Origin of the sequence: Paenibacillus graminis (assembly GCF_000758705.1) — a bacterium.
GTDB lineage: Bacteria > Bacillota > Bacilli > Paenibacillales > Paenibacillaceae > Paenibacillus_AQ > Paenibacillus_AQ graminis.
The window spans coordinates 6827965-6845197 of sequence record NZ_CP009287.1 but is presented as its reverse complement, the minus strand read 5'-3'; the positions used below and the strand labels follow the sequence as shown (position 1 = coordinate 6845197).

At 53.0% G+C, this 17233-nt stretch carries 11 protein-coding genes; 6 read left to right on the top strand and 5 right to left on the bottom strand.

Features of this window, described 5'->3' with window-relative positions; translation table 11 throughout:
- Nucleotides 1-16: 16 nt before the first annotated feature.
- Nucleotides 17-1024, bottom strand: a complete 1008-nt coding sequence (locus PGRAT_RS29600; RefSeq protein WP_025706364.1) for a hypothetical protein — start codon at nt 1022-1024, stop codon at nt 17-19.
- A gap of 994 nt (nt 1025-2018) precedes the next feature.
- Nucleotides 2019-3032 (bottom strand): LLM class flavin-dependent oxidoreductase, encoded by a 1014-nt coding sequence (locus PGRAT_RS29585; RefSeq protein WP_174469040.1) that lies wholly within the window; start codon nt 3030-3032, stop codon nt 2019-2021.
- A 416-nt stretch (nt 3033-3448) separates the two neighbouring features.
- Between PGRAT_RS29585 and PGRAT_RS29580 the strand changes: the two genes are divergently transcribed.
- The 5 genes from PGRAT_RS29580 to pgmB all read left to right on the top strand — a co-directional run bounded on the left by PGRAT_RS29580 (nt 3449) and on the right by pgmB (nt 11787).
- Entirely contained in the window at nt 3449-4453 is a 1005-nt protein-coding gene (locus PGRAT_RS29580) for a LacI family DNA-binding transcriptional regulator (protein ID WP_025708348.1), read from the top strand.
- A gap of 297 nt (nt 4454-4750) precedes the next feature.
- A complete protein-coding gene (locus PGRAT_RS29575) occupies nt 4751-6178 on the top strand; it encodes an ABC transporter substrate-binding protein (RefSeq protein ID WP_042267625.1) in 1428 nt (475 codons plus the stop codon).
- A 272-nt stretch (nt 6179-6450) separates the two neighbouring features.
- Entirely contained in the window at nt 6451-7566 is a 1116-nt protein-coding gene (locus PGRAT_RS29570) for a carbohydrate ABC transporter permease (protein ID WP_025708924.1), read from the top strand.
- Nucleotides 7567-8658, top strand: a complete 1092-nt coding sequence (locus PGRAT_RS29565) for a carbohydrate ABC transporter permease (RefSeq protein WP_025708926.1) — start codon at nt 7567-7569, stop codon at nt 8656-8658.
- A 120-nt stretch (nt 8659-8778) separates the two neighbouring features.
- The gene (gene pgmB, locus PGRAT_RS29560; protein WP_156124086.1) at nt 8779-11787 is read left to right on the top strand and encodes a beta-phosphoglucomutase; all 3009 of its coding nucleotides are present in this window, start codon (nt 8779-8781) and stop codon (nt 11785-11787) included.
- Nucleotides 11788-11883: 96 nt separating this feature from the next.
- On the opposite strand, the gene PGRAT_RS29555 is transcribed toward pgmB, so the two are convergent.
- The 3 genes from PGRAT_RS29555 to PGRAT_RS29545 form a co-directional block, all read right to left on the bottom strand.
- Nucleotides 11884-12351: a DinB family protein gene (locus PGRAT_RS29555; RefSeq protein WP_025707916.1), complete on the bottom strand. Its 468-nt coding sequence runs from the start codon at nt 12349-12351 to the stop codon at nt 11884-11886.
- Between the two features lie 288 nt (nt 12352-12639).
- Nucleotides 12640-12855 (bottom strand): hypothetical protein, encoded by a 216-nt coding sequence (locus PGRAT_RS29550; protein WP_025707917.1) that lies wholly within the window; start codon nt 12853-12855, stop codon nt 12640-12642.
- Between the two features lie 35 nt (nt 12856-12890).
- Nucleotides 12891-13868: a LacI family DNA-binding transcriptional regulator gene (locus PGRAT_RS29545; RefSeq protein ID WP_025707918.1), complete on the bottom strand. Its 978-nt coding sequence runs from the start codon at nt 13866-13868 to the stop codon at nt 12891-12893.
- Between the two features lie 278 nt (nt 13869-14146).
- Between PGRAT_RS29545 and PGRAT_RS32010 the strand changes: the two genes are divergently transcribed.
- A complete protein-coding gene (locus PGRAT_RS32010; RefSeq protein ID WP_052415746.1) occupies nt 14147-17113 on the top strand; it encodes an ABC transporter substrate binding protein in 2967 nt (988 codons plus the stop codon).
- Nucleotides 17114-17233: the final 120 nt, after the last annotated feature.

The window sequence follows — 17233 nt, the reverse complement described above, 5'->3', positions numbered from 1 at the left end:
CTGTGATGTAATGAGCTTATTTCTTCGAGTTCAGCCTGCGCAGGATAATCACGCTCACAACCGCTGCGGCCAAACTGAGCAGAACCAGGTTATACCACGGCTCAGCAGTGTCCGGCAGCTTATCGCCGCCATCCGGCCCCCCAAGCGGAAGCTCATTGTCGGGCAGCGATGCTTCAGGGTCCGCTGATGGGGCGGCTTCAGTTCCGGTTCCCGTGCTGCCGGTACCCGGTGAAGCTGAAGGTGTATTGCCCCCGCTGCTGTTGTGGCCTCCGAGTGGAACCGGCGGATCGGTTACAGTAGCCTCATTCGGGCCCGGTGATGCGGTTGCCGAAGGTGCAGCGGACGGTGTGACGATGGTTCCCGGCACCGAACTTCCAGTTGGTGTGGCCGTTGGGTCCATCGGAGGATTCGGTGTAGCAGAAGCGGAAGGTGCAGCGCTAGGATCAGCCGACGGATTCGGTGTAGCGGAAGCCGAAGGCGTAGCGCTAGGATCAGCCGACGGATTCGGTGTAGCAGAAGCGGAAGGCGTAGCGCTTGGCTCTGCTGATGGTCCGGGCTCACCGGAAGCGGTGAACACAAAGGCTACACTGGCCGTTGTCGCCTGATATTCATTGCCCGCCTCATACGGAAAAGTTACATCCATTTGAATGGCTTCCTGGCCTCCACCGGCCAATGTTCCCACAGCCACTCGCCCCTCTGCCTTGCTCATCACCCCGGAATAGAGAATGACTCCCTCTTTTTGCAGGGTCATTTGCAGAATATCGTACAATTCGCGGTCTCCGGACATGAATTTGAAATCCACATAGTAATTGAACGGTTCATTGCCCTCATTAATCACGGTATAGTCAGAAGTGGTTACATCTCCCGGCTGCATATTGGCCATCTTTGCCATGCTGGTTGTGTGCGAATTCACCGTAAGCTTTATCGTGTCCTCTGCACTTACTCCCCCGGCGTGCCAGACTACCCCGGCCAGAACGATCAGAATATACAAGCCTAGTATTGCCTTGTGGTATTTTTTCTTCACTTGCCCGCTCCTTTCCTTATGGGAAGTCAATTCTGACACCGGGGAAATCCGGCACCATCTCTGCTTTATTCAGTAATTTGCTCAAATCTTGTCGAAAAGAGTGGTTTTTTAGAGAACTACTAACCTTAGAGCAGGCAGTCAGGAATGAGTGGAGTGGATAAGGATTATGTATGTTCGTTATAACGAATAATATCAGTATAATCAAATTATAAGATAAATAAAAACGGGGAAAATCGCCTTTAACGATTTTATAGGGGCAAATAGTTGATTTAATATATAATTATTTACGTATAACTCCGCATTGCTGATTATTTCTCGATATTACGGAAAAGAAGTTGTATTTTATAAAGAACAAATAGGTATTCTTTCGGCTTTAGGGTATGCTTCACCTGGAGTATTGGCGTCAATATTAACTCTATGTAGATTGAACTTGAAAAATCGAAGAAGAGGGCTAGCCACTGTATTTGGGGAAAGGTATCACTAAACGATTGGCTTTTGGAGTATCCTATGTTGGAAAAAGTATCACTAAACGGACCCATTCGGCTTATGGAGTATCCTATGTTAGAAAAAGTATCACTAAACGGACCCATTTGGCTTATGGAGTATCTTATGTTGGAAAATGTATCACTAATCCAGCTGAAATCGGCCATATGGGATCAATATGCACGAATTAGGTGTACAAAATCCCACTAAAACCTTCTGCAGCCCGGTTTTCAGCGAATTAGTTTTACTTTTTCCACCTAGCTTCAGCCGCTTATGAGCTTCATTGTGTTCCCCGAGGTTTCTGATTCTCCGGAGCAATCCATAACGCAGCGGGAAGAGATAGAGAGTTGAATATACAGCTGGAGCTGTTTGATCGCAAATAGTGTTTCATTGAGTAAACCGTGACTGGTCTGCTCGTTGGGTAAAGGTGCAAAAAAAGAGATTGCACAGTCAGGAACGAATGCTTCCCTGACCGGTGCAATCCCCTTGCTCCATTCTAACATTGCACAGACTAGCTTCCCTTAACCAGCTCGGCAACAAGCTCATAAGAATGCAAGCGTGCAGTATGGTCGTAGATTTGCGAGGCGACAATGAATTCGTCAGCCTGCGTTTCTTCCACGATCTGCAGCAGTCTTTCCTTAATTGCCGTTTGGTCTCCGGCGATGGAGTACAGCTGCTTGCTGAGCAGCATGGCTTTTTCCTGAGGGGACCATAGTCCCTCCATGCTGTCTACCGGCGGCTGCAGCTTGCCGGTACGGCCACGGATAATGTTGAGGAACTGCTGCTGCTGCGAGGTGGCCAGCCAGCGGGCCTGTTCTGTGGTTTCCGCTGCCGTGATGCCAAGTCCCACCATTACATGAGGTTTATCGAGCACCGCCGACGGCTTGAAGCTGGTGCGGTACAGGTGAAGAGCAGGCAGCAGATAATCGGGTGCGAAATGGCTGGCAAAAGCGAAGGGCAACCCGAGCTGCCCCGCCAATTGGGCGCTGAAGCCGCTGGAGCCGAGCAGCCAGATGGGCACATTCAGCCCTTCGCCGGGTACCGCGCGCACGCCAAGCGGACGTGAGCCGGCACCCTCCGGATCGAAGTAAGCTCTTAGCTCGCTGAGCTGCTCAGGGAATTCACTGCCGTCCTGGCCCAGTCCGCGGCGCATGGCCCGGGCCGCAGCCTGGTCAGAGCCGGGAGCCCGGCCCAGCCCGAGGTCGATGCGGCCGGGATAGAGGGATTCGAGTGTGCCGAATTGCTCGGCAATCATCAGCGGCGCATGATTGGAGAGCATGATGCCTCCTGACCCTACGCGGATACTCTTGGTGCCTGCCGCCACGTGGCCAATCACCAGCGAAGTGGCGGAGCTGGCAATGCCCGGCATATTATGATGCTCTGCGAGCCAGTAGCGGTGGTAGCCCCAAGCTTCAGCATGGCGGGCCAGATCAAGCGTGTTATGAAAAGAGTCCGCTGCCGTTCCCCCCTCCACAATTGGAGCCAGATCCAGCACGGAAAACGGAATGTCCTGCAGTTTGTTCACGAATAATCCCTCCCAAATAAATATTTCTATTAATAACCAGTATTTGCAGTGCGGAAGTAATCTACCCGGCAATTATAACATGAAATAATATTATTTACACACTTTAAGTAAGCAAATATCACCAAGAAGGCAGTTTCCTTTAGGTATCTAGGTTTGCTTAGGGGATGGAGTTCGCAAGTCAGTAAGTTAGTGGAGAATAAGAAGGACTGGTAAGGTTTTCAAAATTGGCACTCCACCTGCTGTCTTAACTTTCCGGTGGAATCATATAACGTGTGAAATAGGGTGGGCTGGTGTAAAATGAGCGTCTGTTGGCTAGAATTCCTGAATGTAAGCGTTTTAAAAAATATCTTGTCAAAGTTGTGAACCCTTGCTATAATCGCTTTGAAAAGCTTTTCTACACAAAGGAAGTCACTCAAATGAAGCCAACAATCAGAGATGTCGCCAAAATGGCAGAGGTGTCAATCAGCACCGTGTCACGTGTAATGAATGCACCCCATACTGTAATTGAGAGCAAGCGCAGCCGTGTAATTGAAGCCATTGAGAAGCTGCAGTATCAGCCGAATGCTTTTGCCAGGGGGTTGATTTACAAGAAATCCAATACACTGGGACTGCTTATACCTGATATTGAGAACCTTTACTTTGCCGGAGTGATCCGGGGGATGCAAGATGCCTGCATTAAGCTGGGTTATAGTCTGATGATCTGCAATACGGACCGTGACAAGGAACGGATGCTGAGCTACATTGACACGTTTCATGAGAAGCAGGTGGATGGAATCGTATACGCCAGTGATGTTCTGTATCCGGAATGTTATGAGAAGCTGACGGGCTGCAGAATTCCCTTTGTACTGGTATCTTCCCATTCGGAAGAATTCGATGTGCCCTCAGTGGAAGTTGATGATGAGAAAGCGGCATATGACGCCGTGAAGTTCCTGATTGAACTGGGGCATACCGAGATCGGGATGATCGGGTTCAATCATGACAACTCCGTATCCGGCCCGCCGCGTTATGAAGGATTTGTAAGAGCGCTGAATGAAGCCGGGCTTGAGCACAGTGTAGAGAAGGTCAGATACGCCAATCACCGCTTTGAGCATGCCTATCAGGCAGCGCATGAGCTGTTTACAGATTATCCGCAAGTGACAGCCCTGTTCTGTGTAGCCGATGAGTTCGCGATGGGAGCCATTTCGTATCTGAAGGACCGCAATATTCTGGTGCCGGGGCAGGTATCCGTCATCGGGTTCGACAATCTGCGGATGTCGGGTATGTACATTCCGAAGCTGACGACCATTGCACAGCCGATCTATCAACTGGGCTACCGGGCAGCGGAGAAGCTGCATGAACTGCTGACCACTGGGAAGGTAGAAGTTCCTACGGAAAAGATGGAGCATAAGCTGATTGTAAGGGAATCCTCACGGGAAAGATGAGCACGGCTTATTTTCCAACATTCTGAAAAGCTTTTCAAATCATGTGCAACGACTCTGAAAATGTTGTAGCTATACGCTGGAAAACTTCATTTGAACAATTTAGCAGCATAAATAACCTCCAGCAGACATAGCCATTAAAATATTGGAAACGCATACAAGCAGTATGAGATTATAGATCGCTATTTTTTTGAAAAGCTTTGCAAGGAGGTGATCCCGCAGGCAAGCGGAGGCAACACCCGGAAGAAGGCATAAGGAATGCAGTCTCTAAAACCATAATTAAAGGGGATGTATGACGAAATGAAAAAGGCTACGGGACGAAAACTGTCACTCGCCATGGTGCTGTGTCTATCCTTCACCATGATGCTTAGCGGATGCGGCGGAAATAATAATACTAATAATGCGGCCAAGACCGATCCGCCAGCGGCTACAGAAGCACCGGCTGCATCTAACAGCCAAGCTTCACCGGAAGCTTCGGAGGCCGCAGGGGCGGGCTCACCGCTGGATTTGGCTATGAAAGGTGAATATAAAGGCACCAAGGTAACCATGTTCGGACCGTTCGTGGATGCCGACCAGGTGAAGTTTGAGAGCAGCATTAAGGAGTTTGAGGAAAAAACCGGCATCGATATTCAATATGAAGGCTCCAAGGAATTCGAAGCGACGATCAACATCCGTGTTGACGGCGGCAATGCGCCGGATATCGCCGACTTCCCGCAGCCGGGCCTCTTGGCCTCCATTGCCAAAACCGGCAAGGTGGTTGATCTGACCGGGGTGCTGGACCAGGAGAAGCTGAAAGCGAACTACAACAAAAGCTGGCTGGATATGTCCACCATGGACGGAAAAGACGGCAAGATCATGGCCGGGATCTGGAACCGCAGCAATGTGAAAAGTCTGGTCTGGTATCCCAAGAAGCAATTTGACGATGCCGGTTATACGGTTCCTGAAACCTGGGATGACATGATGGCGCTGACCGAGCAAATTGCCAAGGACGGCGATCCGGCCTGGACTATTGGAATTGAGAGCGGTGCGGCAACGGGCTGGGCGGCAACCGACTGGATAGAGAACATTATGCTGCGTACTACTACGCCTGAGAACTATGATAAATGGGTTAAAGGCGAGCTGCCGTTCACCTCGCCGGAAGTGAAGAATGCCGTAGAAGTGATGTCCAAGATCTGGCTCAATAAGGATTACGTCTATGGCGGAACCAAATCGATTGTAACCACTGCTTTCGGGGATGCGCCAAAGCCAATGTTCGAGAACCCGCCAAAAGCCTGGTTCAATCTGATGGGGAACTTCATTACCAGCTTCTTCCCGGAAACGGCCAAGGTGGATCAGGATTACGACTGGTTCTATCTGCCGCCGATTGATCCGCAATACGGCAAGCCGGTGCTGGTAGCGGGCGATATCTATGCTATGTTCAATGACCGTCCGGAAGTGCGTGCAGTCATGGAGTTCTTCACCACAGGCGAATCGATCAAAACCTGGGTACAGTCCGGCGGCGTGATTGCCCCAATGAATGATGCCTCCCTGGATTGGTACACCTCCGAATCTGACCGCCGGATGGCGAAGCTGGTACAGGATGCTTCCACACTGCGCTTCGACGGCTCTGACCTGATGCCGGGCAAAGTGGGTGCAGGCACGTTCTGGAAAGGCATGACCGACTATGTAAGCGGAACAGCTACACTGGATAAGGCCCTCGAGCAGATTCAGTCAGGCTGGAACAATTAAGCTTGGACTTTTTTAAGTCATAAGATTCATCCGAAAAAGCGGGGCAGTGAGCAGCGAGTATAGCCTGTCCCGCTTTTTGCCTGTCCAAGGCGCGGTGACTGCCTGAATGGACGGTCTGCAAGGCTTACGAAGGGTTTTGCTGCGCAAAACCTAAGCGTATGCTTACGAAAAAAGTTTTGCGCACAAAACTTAAGCCTATGCTTCCGAAGCCAGTTTTGTACGAAACGGTTCGGATGATGCTTAAGCTCACAAAGCTTTTAGGAGGAGCTAATATGGATGCACAAATAAAGCCGAAATCCAGTGACCCCGGTGCACAAGCGAAACGGACCATCAGCATCAAGGCGGTGCTTCTGTCCCTTGGGGTTCTGCTTGCCAACATCGTGATTAATGGCCTGATTTTTTTGTTTTTCCGGGATTCTGCGCTGAATCCGCTGCTGACTGCGGTTCTTGCCGTACTGTGGGGCGTGCTTGGCGTGTATCTGATTTACTATACGCTGACCTGGGCGGTGGAGCAGTATCCTGACCATATCCGCAGGAGGGTGCTGCCGTATGTTTTTATCGGGCCGGCGGTTATCATTCTGGGCTGGCTGCTGGTGCTGCCTGCGCTGCGGACGCTGTATCTGAGCTTTTTTAATGCTTCCTCGGAGAAATTTGTCGGACTCAGCAACTATGCCGCGATCTTCAGCGACCACCTCATGGCGACCGCGCTGCGTAACAATCTGCTATGGGTATTCGTCGGAACGCTGGCCTGTGTCTGCTTCGGGCTGCTGATCGCCATTCTTGCCGACCGCAGCAGCTACGAAAAAATCGCCAAGTCGATCATCTTCATGCCCATGGCTATATCGTTTGTAGCCGCAGGAGTCATTTGGAAATTTGTCTATTATTATCAGCCGGGCGACGAGCAAATCGGGCTGCTGAACGCGATTGTGACCTATTTTGGCGGCGAACCGCAGGCTTGGACGAGTATGCTGCAGCCCTGGAATAACTTTTTTCTCATTGTGATTTTGATCTGGATGCAGACGGGGTTTGCGATGGTGATCTTCTCCGCCGCAATTAAAGGGGTTCCCGACGATATTCTGGAGGCCGCGCGTGTGGATGGTGCAGGTGAGGTGAAGATTTTCTTCGGCATTATGATTCCGTTCATCTCCGCGACGATTCTGACCGTTACAACCACCATTATCGTCTTTACATTGAAAATATTTGACGTCGTCATGGTGATGACAGGAGGTCAATACGATACAGAAGTGGTAGCGACACAGTTCTACCGGCAGTTCTTTATGTACCGTAATTTCGGGTACGGCTCAACGCTGGCTATTGTGCTCCTGATTGCAGTCTTGCCTGTAATTCTTATCAATCTGCGGCAGTTCCGTAAACAGGGGGGATTCTAAATGGCCGGCAAAAAGAAAAGAAAAGGCGGCAAAACCATCGTCAATCTCGTGCTGGGCGTCATTTGCTTCATTTGGCTGCTCCCGACGCTGGGTCTCTTTATTTCCTCGTTCCGTCCGGCAGCGGATATTCTGCAAACCGGCTGGTGGAAGGTATTTCCCCATCAGGAGTGGACGCAAGGCGAGACGCTGCAGCTGTCTAAGGATACCGATCTGCGCCAGCCGATTGAGGTGAACGGCCAGGCCTACACGGATGACCAGCTGAAGGCGGGCGTGGAGGTGGACGACAGCCGCCTGATGTGGGAGAACCGCAGAGCGCGCACGGTCAATATGCAGGAGCAGGGCTGGAAGACTACCCCTGATCTTACTTTGGATAATTACAGCAATGTGCTGTCCGGCAAAGAGTACAAACTCACGGAAGCCGACGGCAGTGAAACGGTGCAAAAGGGTACGGGGCTGTCCCAAGCCTTCTGGAATACGCTGACGATTGCGGTTCCGGCTACGGTCATTCCGGTGCTGATCGCCTCTTTTGCCGCATATGCCTTTGCTTGGCTGCGGTTCCCGGGGCGCAAAACCCTGTTCGTCATCATTATCGCCATGCTCGTGATCCCGATTCAAGTCGCATTGATTCCTGTGCTTAAGGACTATACTTCGCTTGGTCTGAACGGAAGTTATCTGGGGATCTGGCTGGCGCATACCGCCTTTGGCCTGCCGCTGGTTACCTACTTCATGTACAACTTCATCAGCCAGCTTCCCAAGGATCTGTTCGAATCGGCCTTTATTGACGGCGCGAGCCATTTCACGATCTTCAGCAGACTGATTCTGCCGCTGTCTGTGCCTGCTCTCGCCTCCATCGGAATCTTCCAGTTCCTCTGGGTGTGGAATGATTACCTGGTGTCGCTGATTTTTATCGGCAACCAGCCTTCGGTGCAGGTCATGTCGATGAAGATTGCCGACCTGGTCGGCTCGCGCGGCAACGACTGGCATCTGCTGACCTCCGCAGCTTTTATATCGATGCTGATGCCGCTGGCGATCTTCTTCCTGCTGCAAAAGTACTTTGTCCGGGGGCTTATGGGCGGTTCGGTAAAGGGCTGACGGTTGGCCGGACCGGTGTGCTGGCAACGCCGGTTCGGGCGGCAAATCTATAAAGCGGAGGTCTGGACCGCTGAAGCGGGCCGGTCCGGAAGAAGTCCGCGATGAGAAGGAGACTTAGCGATGAAAATGAAGCCCTATGAGCATCCGCCGGCGCTGTATCCATACCGGGACTGGAGTATTGACGAGGATATCTATAAGGAGGAGCACAACCAGAGGAGCGAGAGCGTGTTCGCACTGGGCAATGGATATATCGGCATGCGCGGCAATTTCGAGGAAGGTTACCACGGCCATGCCGGAACTTCGGTTGCGGGGAACTATCTGAATGGTTTCTTTGATTCTGAGCCGATTGTGTATCCCGAAGGGGCTTACGGGTATCCAGGCCGCAACCAGGCGATGCTGAATGTGACCGATGCCCGGATCATTGAGCTGAGTGTTGAGGGCCATGCCTTCCATCTGAACAGTGGTACGGTACACCGCTACGAGCGCAGGCTGGATATGAAAAGCGGCATTCTTCACCGTGAAGTGGAATGGGAATCGCCTGCGGGCCACCGGGTGCTGCTGCAAATCCGGCGGATGGTTGCCTTGCAGCATAAGCATCTTGCCGCCATCGAATACCGGGTAACGGCGCTGAACTTCGGCGGCACGTTGAAGTTGGAGTCCGCCATGGATGGGAAGATCGTCCGGCCGGAGGCAAGCGGTGATCCCCGGTTAGGGGCGGGCAGCACGGAGCCCAGCCTGCTGCTGGAAGACACAGGGGATGAGGGTGCCGGCGGCTTTCTGTGGATGAAGCAGCGGACGCGGCATACCGGGTTCGCGCTGGTGACGGCAATGGGTCATGCGCTGCAGGCGGAGACGGGCCGCGAGATGGGACGCCAGCTGGCCGGGCAGCGGGTCTCGGTGTGTTATGCCGCTGCCGTCCGCAGCGGAGAGAGCGTCACGCTGAGCAAATATATCACGTATCATACCTCCAAGGATTATGACGAGGAGGAGCTCTTTAGCCGGAGCGCCTCTGTGCTGGATATGGCGGGAAGATGCGGTTTTGCCGGGCTGGCTGCTGAACAGCAGGCCTACCTGGATACTTTCTGGAGTCATACGGATGTAGAGATTACCGGTGACCCGGCGCTGCAGCAGGGAATCCGCTTCAATGCTTTTCAGCTGCTGCAGTCTGCCGGCCGTGACGGGGTAACGAATATCGGCGCCAAAGGCCTGACCGGTGAAGGGTATGAAGGCCATTATTTCTGGGATACCGAAATGTATATGCTGCCGTTCTTTACCTACACCCAGCCTGCAGTCAGCCGGGCGCTGCTGGAGTTCCGTTATGCCACACTCGGCAAAGCGCGGGAACGGGCGGCGGTGATGTCGCAGAAGGGGGCGCTATATCCGTGGCGCACCATCGACGGTGCCGAGAACTCGGCCTATTTCCCGGCAGGCACGGCCCAGGCCCATATCAATGCCGATATTGCCTATGGCATCAAGCAGTATGTGCAGGCGACCGGTGATGAAGAGTTTCTCGCCGCGAAGGGTGCGGAAATTCTGTTCGAAACGTCGCGCTTCTGGGCGGACCTTGGCCATTACAATCCTGCACGCGGCGGGGCCTTCTGCATTGACGCCGTAACCGGGCCTGATGAATATACGGCCATTGTGAACAATAATGCCTATACGAACCTTATGGTGCGGGATCAGCTACTGTATGCCTATGAGACGGCGGACTGGCTCCGCCGCGAATATCCCGGTGATTATACACGGCTGCAGCATGGGATGGGGCTAAGTGCGGAGGAGGCAGACGGCTGGCTGGAAGCTGCGGAGAAGATGTTTATTCCTTTTGACAAGGCTTTGGGCATTTATGCGCAGGATGATACATTTCTGAGCAAGCAGAAATGGGATTTCGAGCAGACTCCGGCCGATAAATACCCGCTGCTGCTGAACTATCACCCGCTGGTCATCTACCGCCACCAGGTGCTGAAGCAGGCCGATCTGGTCATGGCCTTGTTCCTGCTCGGCGATCAATTCACCCTGGCCGATAAAATCCGCAATTATCAGTATTATGAGCCGCTGACGACTCACGATTCTTCCCTGTCGCCGTGCATTCACAGTATTGTCTCCGCCGAAATCGGCGATTTGGCCGGAGCCTATGCCTACTTCGACCGTACGGTACGGATGGATCTGGATGATATCAACCGCAACGCCAAGGACGGGCTGCACATGGCCGCAATGGCAGGCTCCTGGATGTCGATTGTGAACGGCTTCGGCGGAATGCGCCAATATAACGGACAACTATGCTTTAGTCCCGCGCTGCCGGAGCAGTGGGAGAGCTACCGCTTCAAAATCACGTACAGCGGACAACTGCTGGACATCTATGTCAGCCGAGAGGCAGCAGTGTATACGCTGCTTGAGGGGGAAGGTCTTGAGATCCGGCACAAGGAGGAGTCGCTGCGCCTGTCTCCGCAGGAGCCGGTGCGGGTTCCGCTTGCGAAGCGACTGGAAGCGGTGATCTTCGATCTGGACGGCGTGATCACCGACACGGCCGAATATCACTATCTGGCCTGGCAGGCGCTGGCCGATGAGCTGGGCGTACCCTTCAGCAGGGAGAAGAATGAACGGCTGAAAGGCGTCAGCCGCATGGAGTCGCTGGACATCGTGCTGGAGGACAGCGGCCTCGGCCTCCCGGAAGCCGCGAAGCTGCGGCTGGCGGAGCAGAAGAACGATCATTACAGGGAAATGATCGGGCGCATCACTCCGGCGGATCTGCTGCCGGGGATCCCGGAGCTGCTGGATTCCCTCCGGAAGGGGGGAATCCTGGTGGGACTGGCCTCGGCGAGCCTGAACGCTCCGGTCATTCTGGAGCGTCTTGGCGCAGCCCATTGGTTCCAGGCGGCCGCCGACCCGGCCAGTCTCCGGAAGGGCAAGCCCGATCCGGAGATTTTCCTGCAGGCGGCGGAGCTGCTTGGGGTCACGCCGGGCAATTGCATCGGCGTGGAGGACGCGGCGGCGGGCATCGCCGCGATTAAGGCGGCGGGCATGAAGGCCGTAGGCATCGGAAGCCCGGCGCAGCTGGGCGATGCCGATCTGCTGCTGCCCCGGACCGTGGAGCTGAGCGTAGAGAAGCTGCTGGAGCTGCTCCGGCAATAAGACAACACCCCGACTCTCCTTCATTGCTGGAGAGCCGGGGTGTTTGCATTTAGGACTACGTCCAGAGGAACTGTTCCGTATGATGCTTCGTGTGATTCAAAGTGACTGCAGAGACTCGCCCGGGAAGATCTGCCCCAAATGATGCTTCATGTGCTCCAGGTAATCCTCAATCAGCCATTGCAGGGTGACAGTTTCGCCGCTTTCCTGCAGGAATACAAGTTGAAGCTGGTCTCGGGTGAGGCTGGAAATGACCCGCAGAACGGCCTGGTTAAGGCTGACCCAGAGGGCTAATACTTCCTCTTGGGCGGCGCTGCCGTACTGCTGGGCGGCCATCCACTCGTTTTGGTCATAAAGGGCGAGACGCAGCGGCTGCGGTTCGTACTGCACCTTGATGAAGCGCGACATATTGTTGATAGCGGAGTCGCACAGATGTCCAAGCAGCTGGAGCTTGGACCATTTGCCTCCCGGACGCGGCGTTGCAGCTTCTTCGGGAGAAATAGAGATGAACGCCGCAGGAACCTCCTTCAAGAGTGATTGCAGACCCAAAATTGTGGTCTGTACCATTCGCCTTCACTGCCTTTCGATTGTATTTAGAAATGCCGGAATGCCTGAACGCCCGGAATAGGGGGGCGATTTTACGTGATGACAGTTGCGTCAGGGGTAGTTTTATTTTGTACAACTAAAATGCAGGATTTCTTCTTAGTACTAGTTTAATTGTATTCTGTCTTTGAAAAAGCCGACTTGGAGGGGAAACTGATCTTTAATAATGCGAAATACACTTATTGCTCATTTTGGAGCTCATTTGTTCCGAATAATTGTATAAAGTGCAGTTAGCGCAGAGATCTCTCTCAATTAGGCTGGGCCTAAGAGCAGCTGCAAGGCAAGGGAATGGAGGAAGCGGAGTAGAGGACTGCCGCACGCATAGCCGTCTGCCTGGGCTGCTGCCGAAGAGCCGCCTGCCGCGCCGCGTGCATAGCCGTCTGTCTGGGCTGCTGCCGAAGAGCCGCCTGCCTGCGCTGCCGCGTGCATAGCCGCCTGCGCTGCCGCTGTACGCGCAGCACCACGCATTGACCGTACCGCCGGTCGCCCCTGCTCTCCGCGCGTTAGGTCGTAGAGCCTTCCTGCAGCTTCACCGGCAGAATATTAGCAGGGGAGACGCTGACGCCTTCCACCTGCTTCAGGATAAGCTCCACTGCGAGCCTGCCCATCTCTTCCATTGGCTGCCGGATTGTGGTGATGGACGGATGATTCAGGCTGCACAGTGCGGTGCCGTCATAGCCGATAATCCGCACATCCGCCGGCACGCGCCGCCCGCTCTCGCGGCAGGCCTTCAGCGCGTAGGCAGCGATCAGATCGCTGCCGGCGAAGATGCCGTCAATCCCGGGATGTTCCCGGAACAGCTGCTCCAGCAGCCGTTCATACGCCTGAACATCGAAGCTGTTATTGTCCGTATGCAGGGAGGTCTGCCATATACCCGCCCTACGGGCGGTATCTGCGAAACCCTCATATCTGAGATGGGACAAGAGATTCAGCTCCGGGTGGCCGCCGATATGGGCGAGCTTCCGGCAGCCTTTTTCAATTAATAATGTGGTTGCCAATTGTCCTCCGGCATAGTTGTCCGAACAGACATATGGAATAGCCGGGGAGATTTGCCGGTCAAAGGTGACCAGGGGCAGGTTCATCTGCCGGTAGGCTTCAACCTCCAGCGTATGACTGCCCATAATGATGCCGTCGACCCGACTGGAACGCAGCATATCGATATATTCCAGCTCTTTATTTTTGTCCTGTTGCGAGTTGCAGAGCAGCAGCTTGTATCCGTTCAGGTAGGCATGCTCCTCAATATGGCCGGTTAATTCACTGAAAAAGGGAAGCGAGACAAGGGGGATGATCAGTCCAATGATATTGGATCTGGAACGGCTGAGTGAACGGGCCAGCTCATTGGGCCTGTAGTTCAGCTCCTCCATCGCGGTATAGACCCTCTGCTTCAGCGCTTCGCTTAAATAACCCCTGTTGTTCAGCACTCTGGATACTGTTGTGGCCGAAACGCCGGCTTTGAGTGCTACGTCTTTTATGGTAGGCATAATAAAGCTCTCCTGTCTAAGCGTTTCCTGCAAATTTATTCTATCCCGTATGACCTGAGCTGTCCACAAAGCCGGTTTTACCTGTTGACCGATGGTCTGATTAAGGATGTTCCCCATATAATTCAGTGAAAATCGATCTATAAAGAGGGAAGCGGAAGACAGTCAACGAATTAATATATTGTCGAAACTCCCCGGATATTTTTTGGTCCATAAATAAGAGGTTTTCGCTATTAAGAGTGGTGGGGCAGACTTTGAGATAGATGCATGGGGGTATGCTAATGGTCGCAGGGAGATTTGATCTCAAAGTGTTACGAAGCTGGCGGATGCCTCTTCTTCTGGTTGCTATGCTGAGCGCATTCCTCTTTCCGGTGTTGACGGTCAAAGCCGAGGGTGCGCCTCCGCAGAATGTGCTGGTGCTCCACTCCTACCAGAAGGGCTTTGCATGGACGGATGAGCAAAGCGACGGCATTGAAGAACGTCTCAAAGGTGCGGAGAATGCCCCGGTGATTTATACGGAGTATATGGATTGGAAACGTTATCCTAACCAGGAGAACCTCAAGCAACTGTATCAGACGATTAAGCTCAAATATCATAACATCCATGTGGATGCCATCATCACCACGGATGATGCCGCACTCAGCTTCGCTCTGAAATACCGGCAGGAAATCCTGGACGACGCGCCTATTATATTCAGCGGAGTCAATGAACTGGGGGTGGACAACATCCCGGACAAGCGCAATATAACCGGTGTGACGGAAAAGATCGACCCCACCCGCACCATACAAATGGCACTGCAAATTAATCCTTCAATCCGCAAAGTGTATGTTGTATTCGACAATTCTGAAAGCGGACTCTCTACAGGCAAGCTGGTAATGGACCGGATTGCCTCGCTGAATCAGAGGCTTGAGCTCATCCCGCTGAACCGTCTCTCCAGTGAACAGATTGTTCAAAACGTCTCGGGTCTCTCATCAGACAGTATTGTGCTCATGACTACATACTTTAGCGATTCCACCGGTAGAATTGTCGAATTTGAACGGTTCGCAAGCGAGCTGGGAAAAAGAAGCAGTGTCCCGGTCTATCATATATATGATTTTGCCCTTAACCACAGGGCCTTTGGCGGAAGCCTGATCAGCGGCAAAATTCAGGGCCAGACCTCGGCTGGACTGGCGCTGCGTGTTTTGCAGGGGGAACGCGCCGATGGACTGCCGATCGTTACGGACAGCACGATTCGCAATGTGTTCGACTATAATGAGCTCCAGCATTTTGGGATTCCCCTGAACAAGCTGCCCAAAGGCAGCGAGGTGATCAACAAGCCCTTTTCCTTCTACGAAACCTATAGGACGCTGGTGCTGGGCACCATTGCAGCTTTTGCCGTTCTGCTGGTTTTGATCCTCATTTTATTGTTCTATGTGCAGCTGGTGAAACGGATGCGAAGCAATCTGGAAATAAGCAATGAGCGCTTCAGTCTGGCGGCTTATGGCTCCGATGCGGTGATCTGGGATGTAGATATGTCCTCGATGGTCTACTATTTCTCGGACAGCTGGTACGAGCTGCTGGGCTACGAACGGGGTGAGATCAATGAGAGCCATGGCGGGTGGAGGGAGATTGTTCATCCGGAGGATGCCGAGCAGGAAAACATGCTGCGCACACAGCATCTGGAGGGGCGTTCTTCTTATTATTATGCAGAGTACCGGATGTGCAGCAAATCGGGGGAATACTTATGGTTTCAAGCCCGGGGCAAGGTGCTGCGCAGTGCTGGCGGGGGATATATCCGTTTTGCGGGATCAATGGTGGACGTGACGGACCGCAAGGGTTACGAGAGCAAGCTGCAGATGAGCTACCAGGAGCTGGAGTCCACCTATGAGGAGCTGACCGCCCTGCAGGATGAGCTTATGGAGCAGTATAAGAAGGTTGTGGAGAATCAGGAGCTGCTGCAGGCCAGTGAAGAAAAATACCGGCTGCTGGCCTATAACGACGTTCTCAGCGGTCTGCCGAACCGGCTGTCGCTGTCCGAGGAGCTGACGGATTTTATTGAAGAGCATCCGGGCGGGCAGGCCGCACTCTTTTTCCTGGATATCGATAACTTCAAATATATTAATGACACGATGGGCCATACGTTCGGCGATGAACTGCTGGTGAAGGCTGGTGAACGGCTGCTGAAATTGTCAGACGGGCGGTGCAGGCATTTCCGTTTTGGAGGGGATGAGTTTGTCATTTTGATTAAGGATGTGGAAGGATATGCTGAGGTAATTTACTATGCGGAGTCTCTGGTTCAGGGCTTCAGTGAGCCGTTTGAGCTTAATGCCAGCAGTGTACATATCTCGATTAGTATCGGAATTTCCAGTTATCCGGAGAATGGGACGAATGCCGAGGAACTGCTGAAGAATGCTGATATTGCGATGTATAAGGCGAAGGAGGCAGGTAAAGGCACCTATGTCGTCTATGGAGAAGAGATGCAGCAGCATTTTGATGAACGGATGATTGTTGAACATCATCTAAGGAATGCGATTGCGAACAATGAATTGTCGCTGCAATACCAGCCGCTGGTGGATACCGGCTCAGGCCGGATATGGGGTTTTGAGGCCCTGATCCGCTGGAACAGTCCGGTGCTTGGCTTTGTGTCTCCGCTGTCGTTTATCACCATCGCCGAGGATTGCCGCCTGATTGTTCCGATTGGGGAATGGGTGCTGCGCAAGGCCTGCCGTTTCATGAGGGAATTGCAGGCACAGGGATACGAGGGCTATCACATTTCGGTTAATATTTCAGTGGTCCAATTGATGCTTGATGACTTCACGGATATGGTGCTGACTGTACTGGGGGATACCGGACTTGCACCGGAGTACCTGGAATTGGAGATTACAGAGTCGATCTTTATGGAATCCTTCGAGGCGGTCAGTTCCAAGCTGGAGCCCCTTAAGCAGAGAGGAATCGGCATTGCGCTTGACGACTTCGGGACAGGTTACTCTTCGCTAAGCTATCTGAAGCAGCTGCCAATTACCACGCTGAAGATCGATAAATCCTTTATCGACAGTATTGATACACCGAACAACATGTCGCTGGCCAGCTCCATTGTGACGATTGGCCATGACATGGGGCTGAATGTAACCGCCGAAGGTGTAGAGACGCAGGAACAGCTTGCCTTTTTGGAGCGGACAAGCTGCGACAAGATTCAAGGCTACTTCATTAGCAGACCGATCCCGGAAAAAGAGGTAGCCGGCTGGATTTCCGGCAGACCGGCGGGCTGAGCTGGAGTTTAGTTTGGGCTATTGGCGAAATGAGAGGTAAAAATACCTCTGATTAGGCCGGAAGTAGGCCGAAGGGGTGAAATGAGAGGTAAAAATACCTCTGAATTGGCCAGAAGTAGG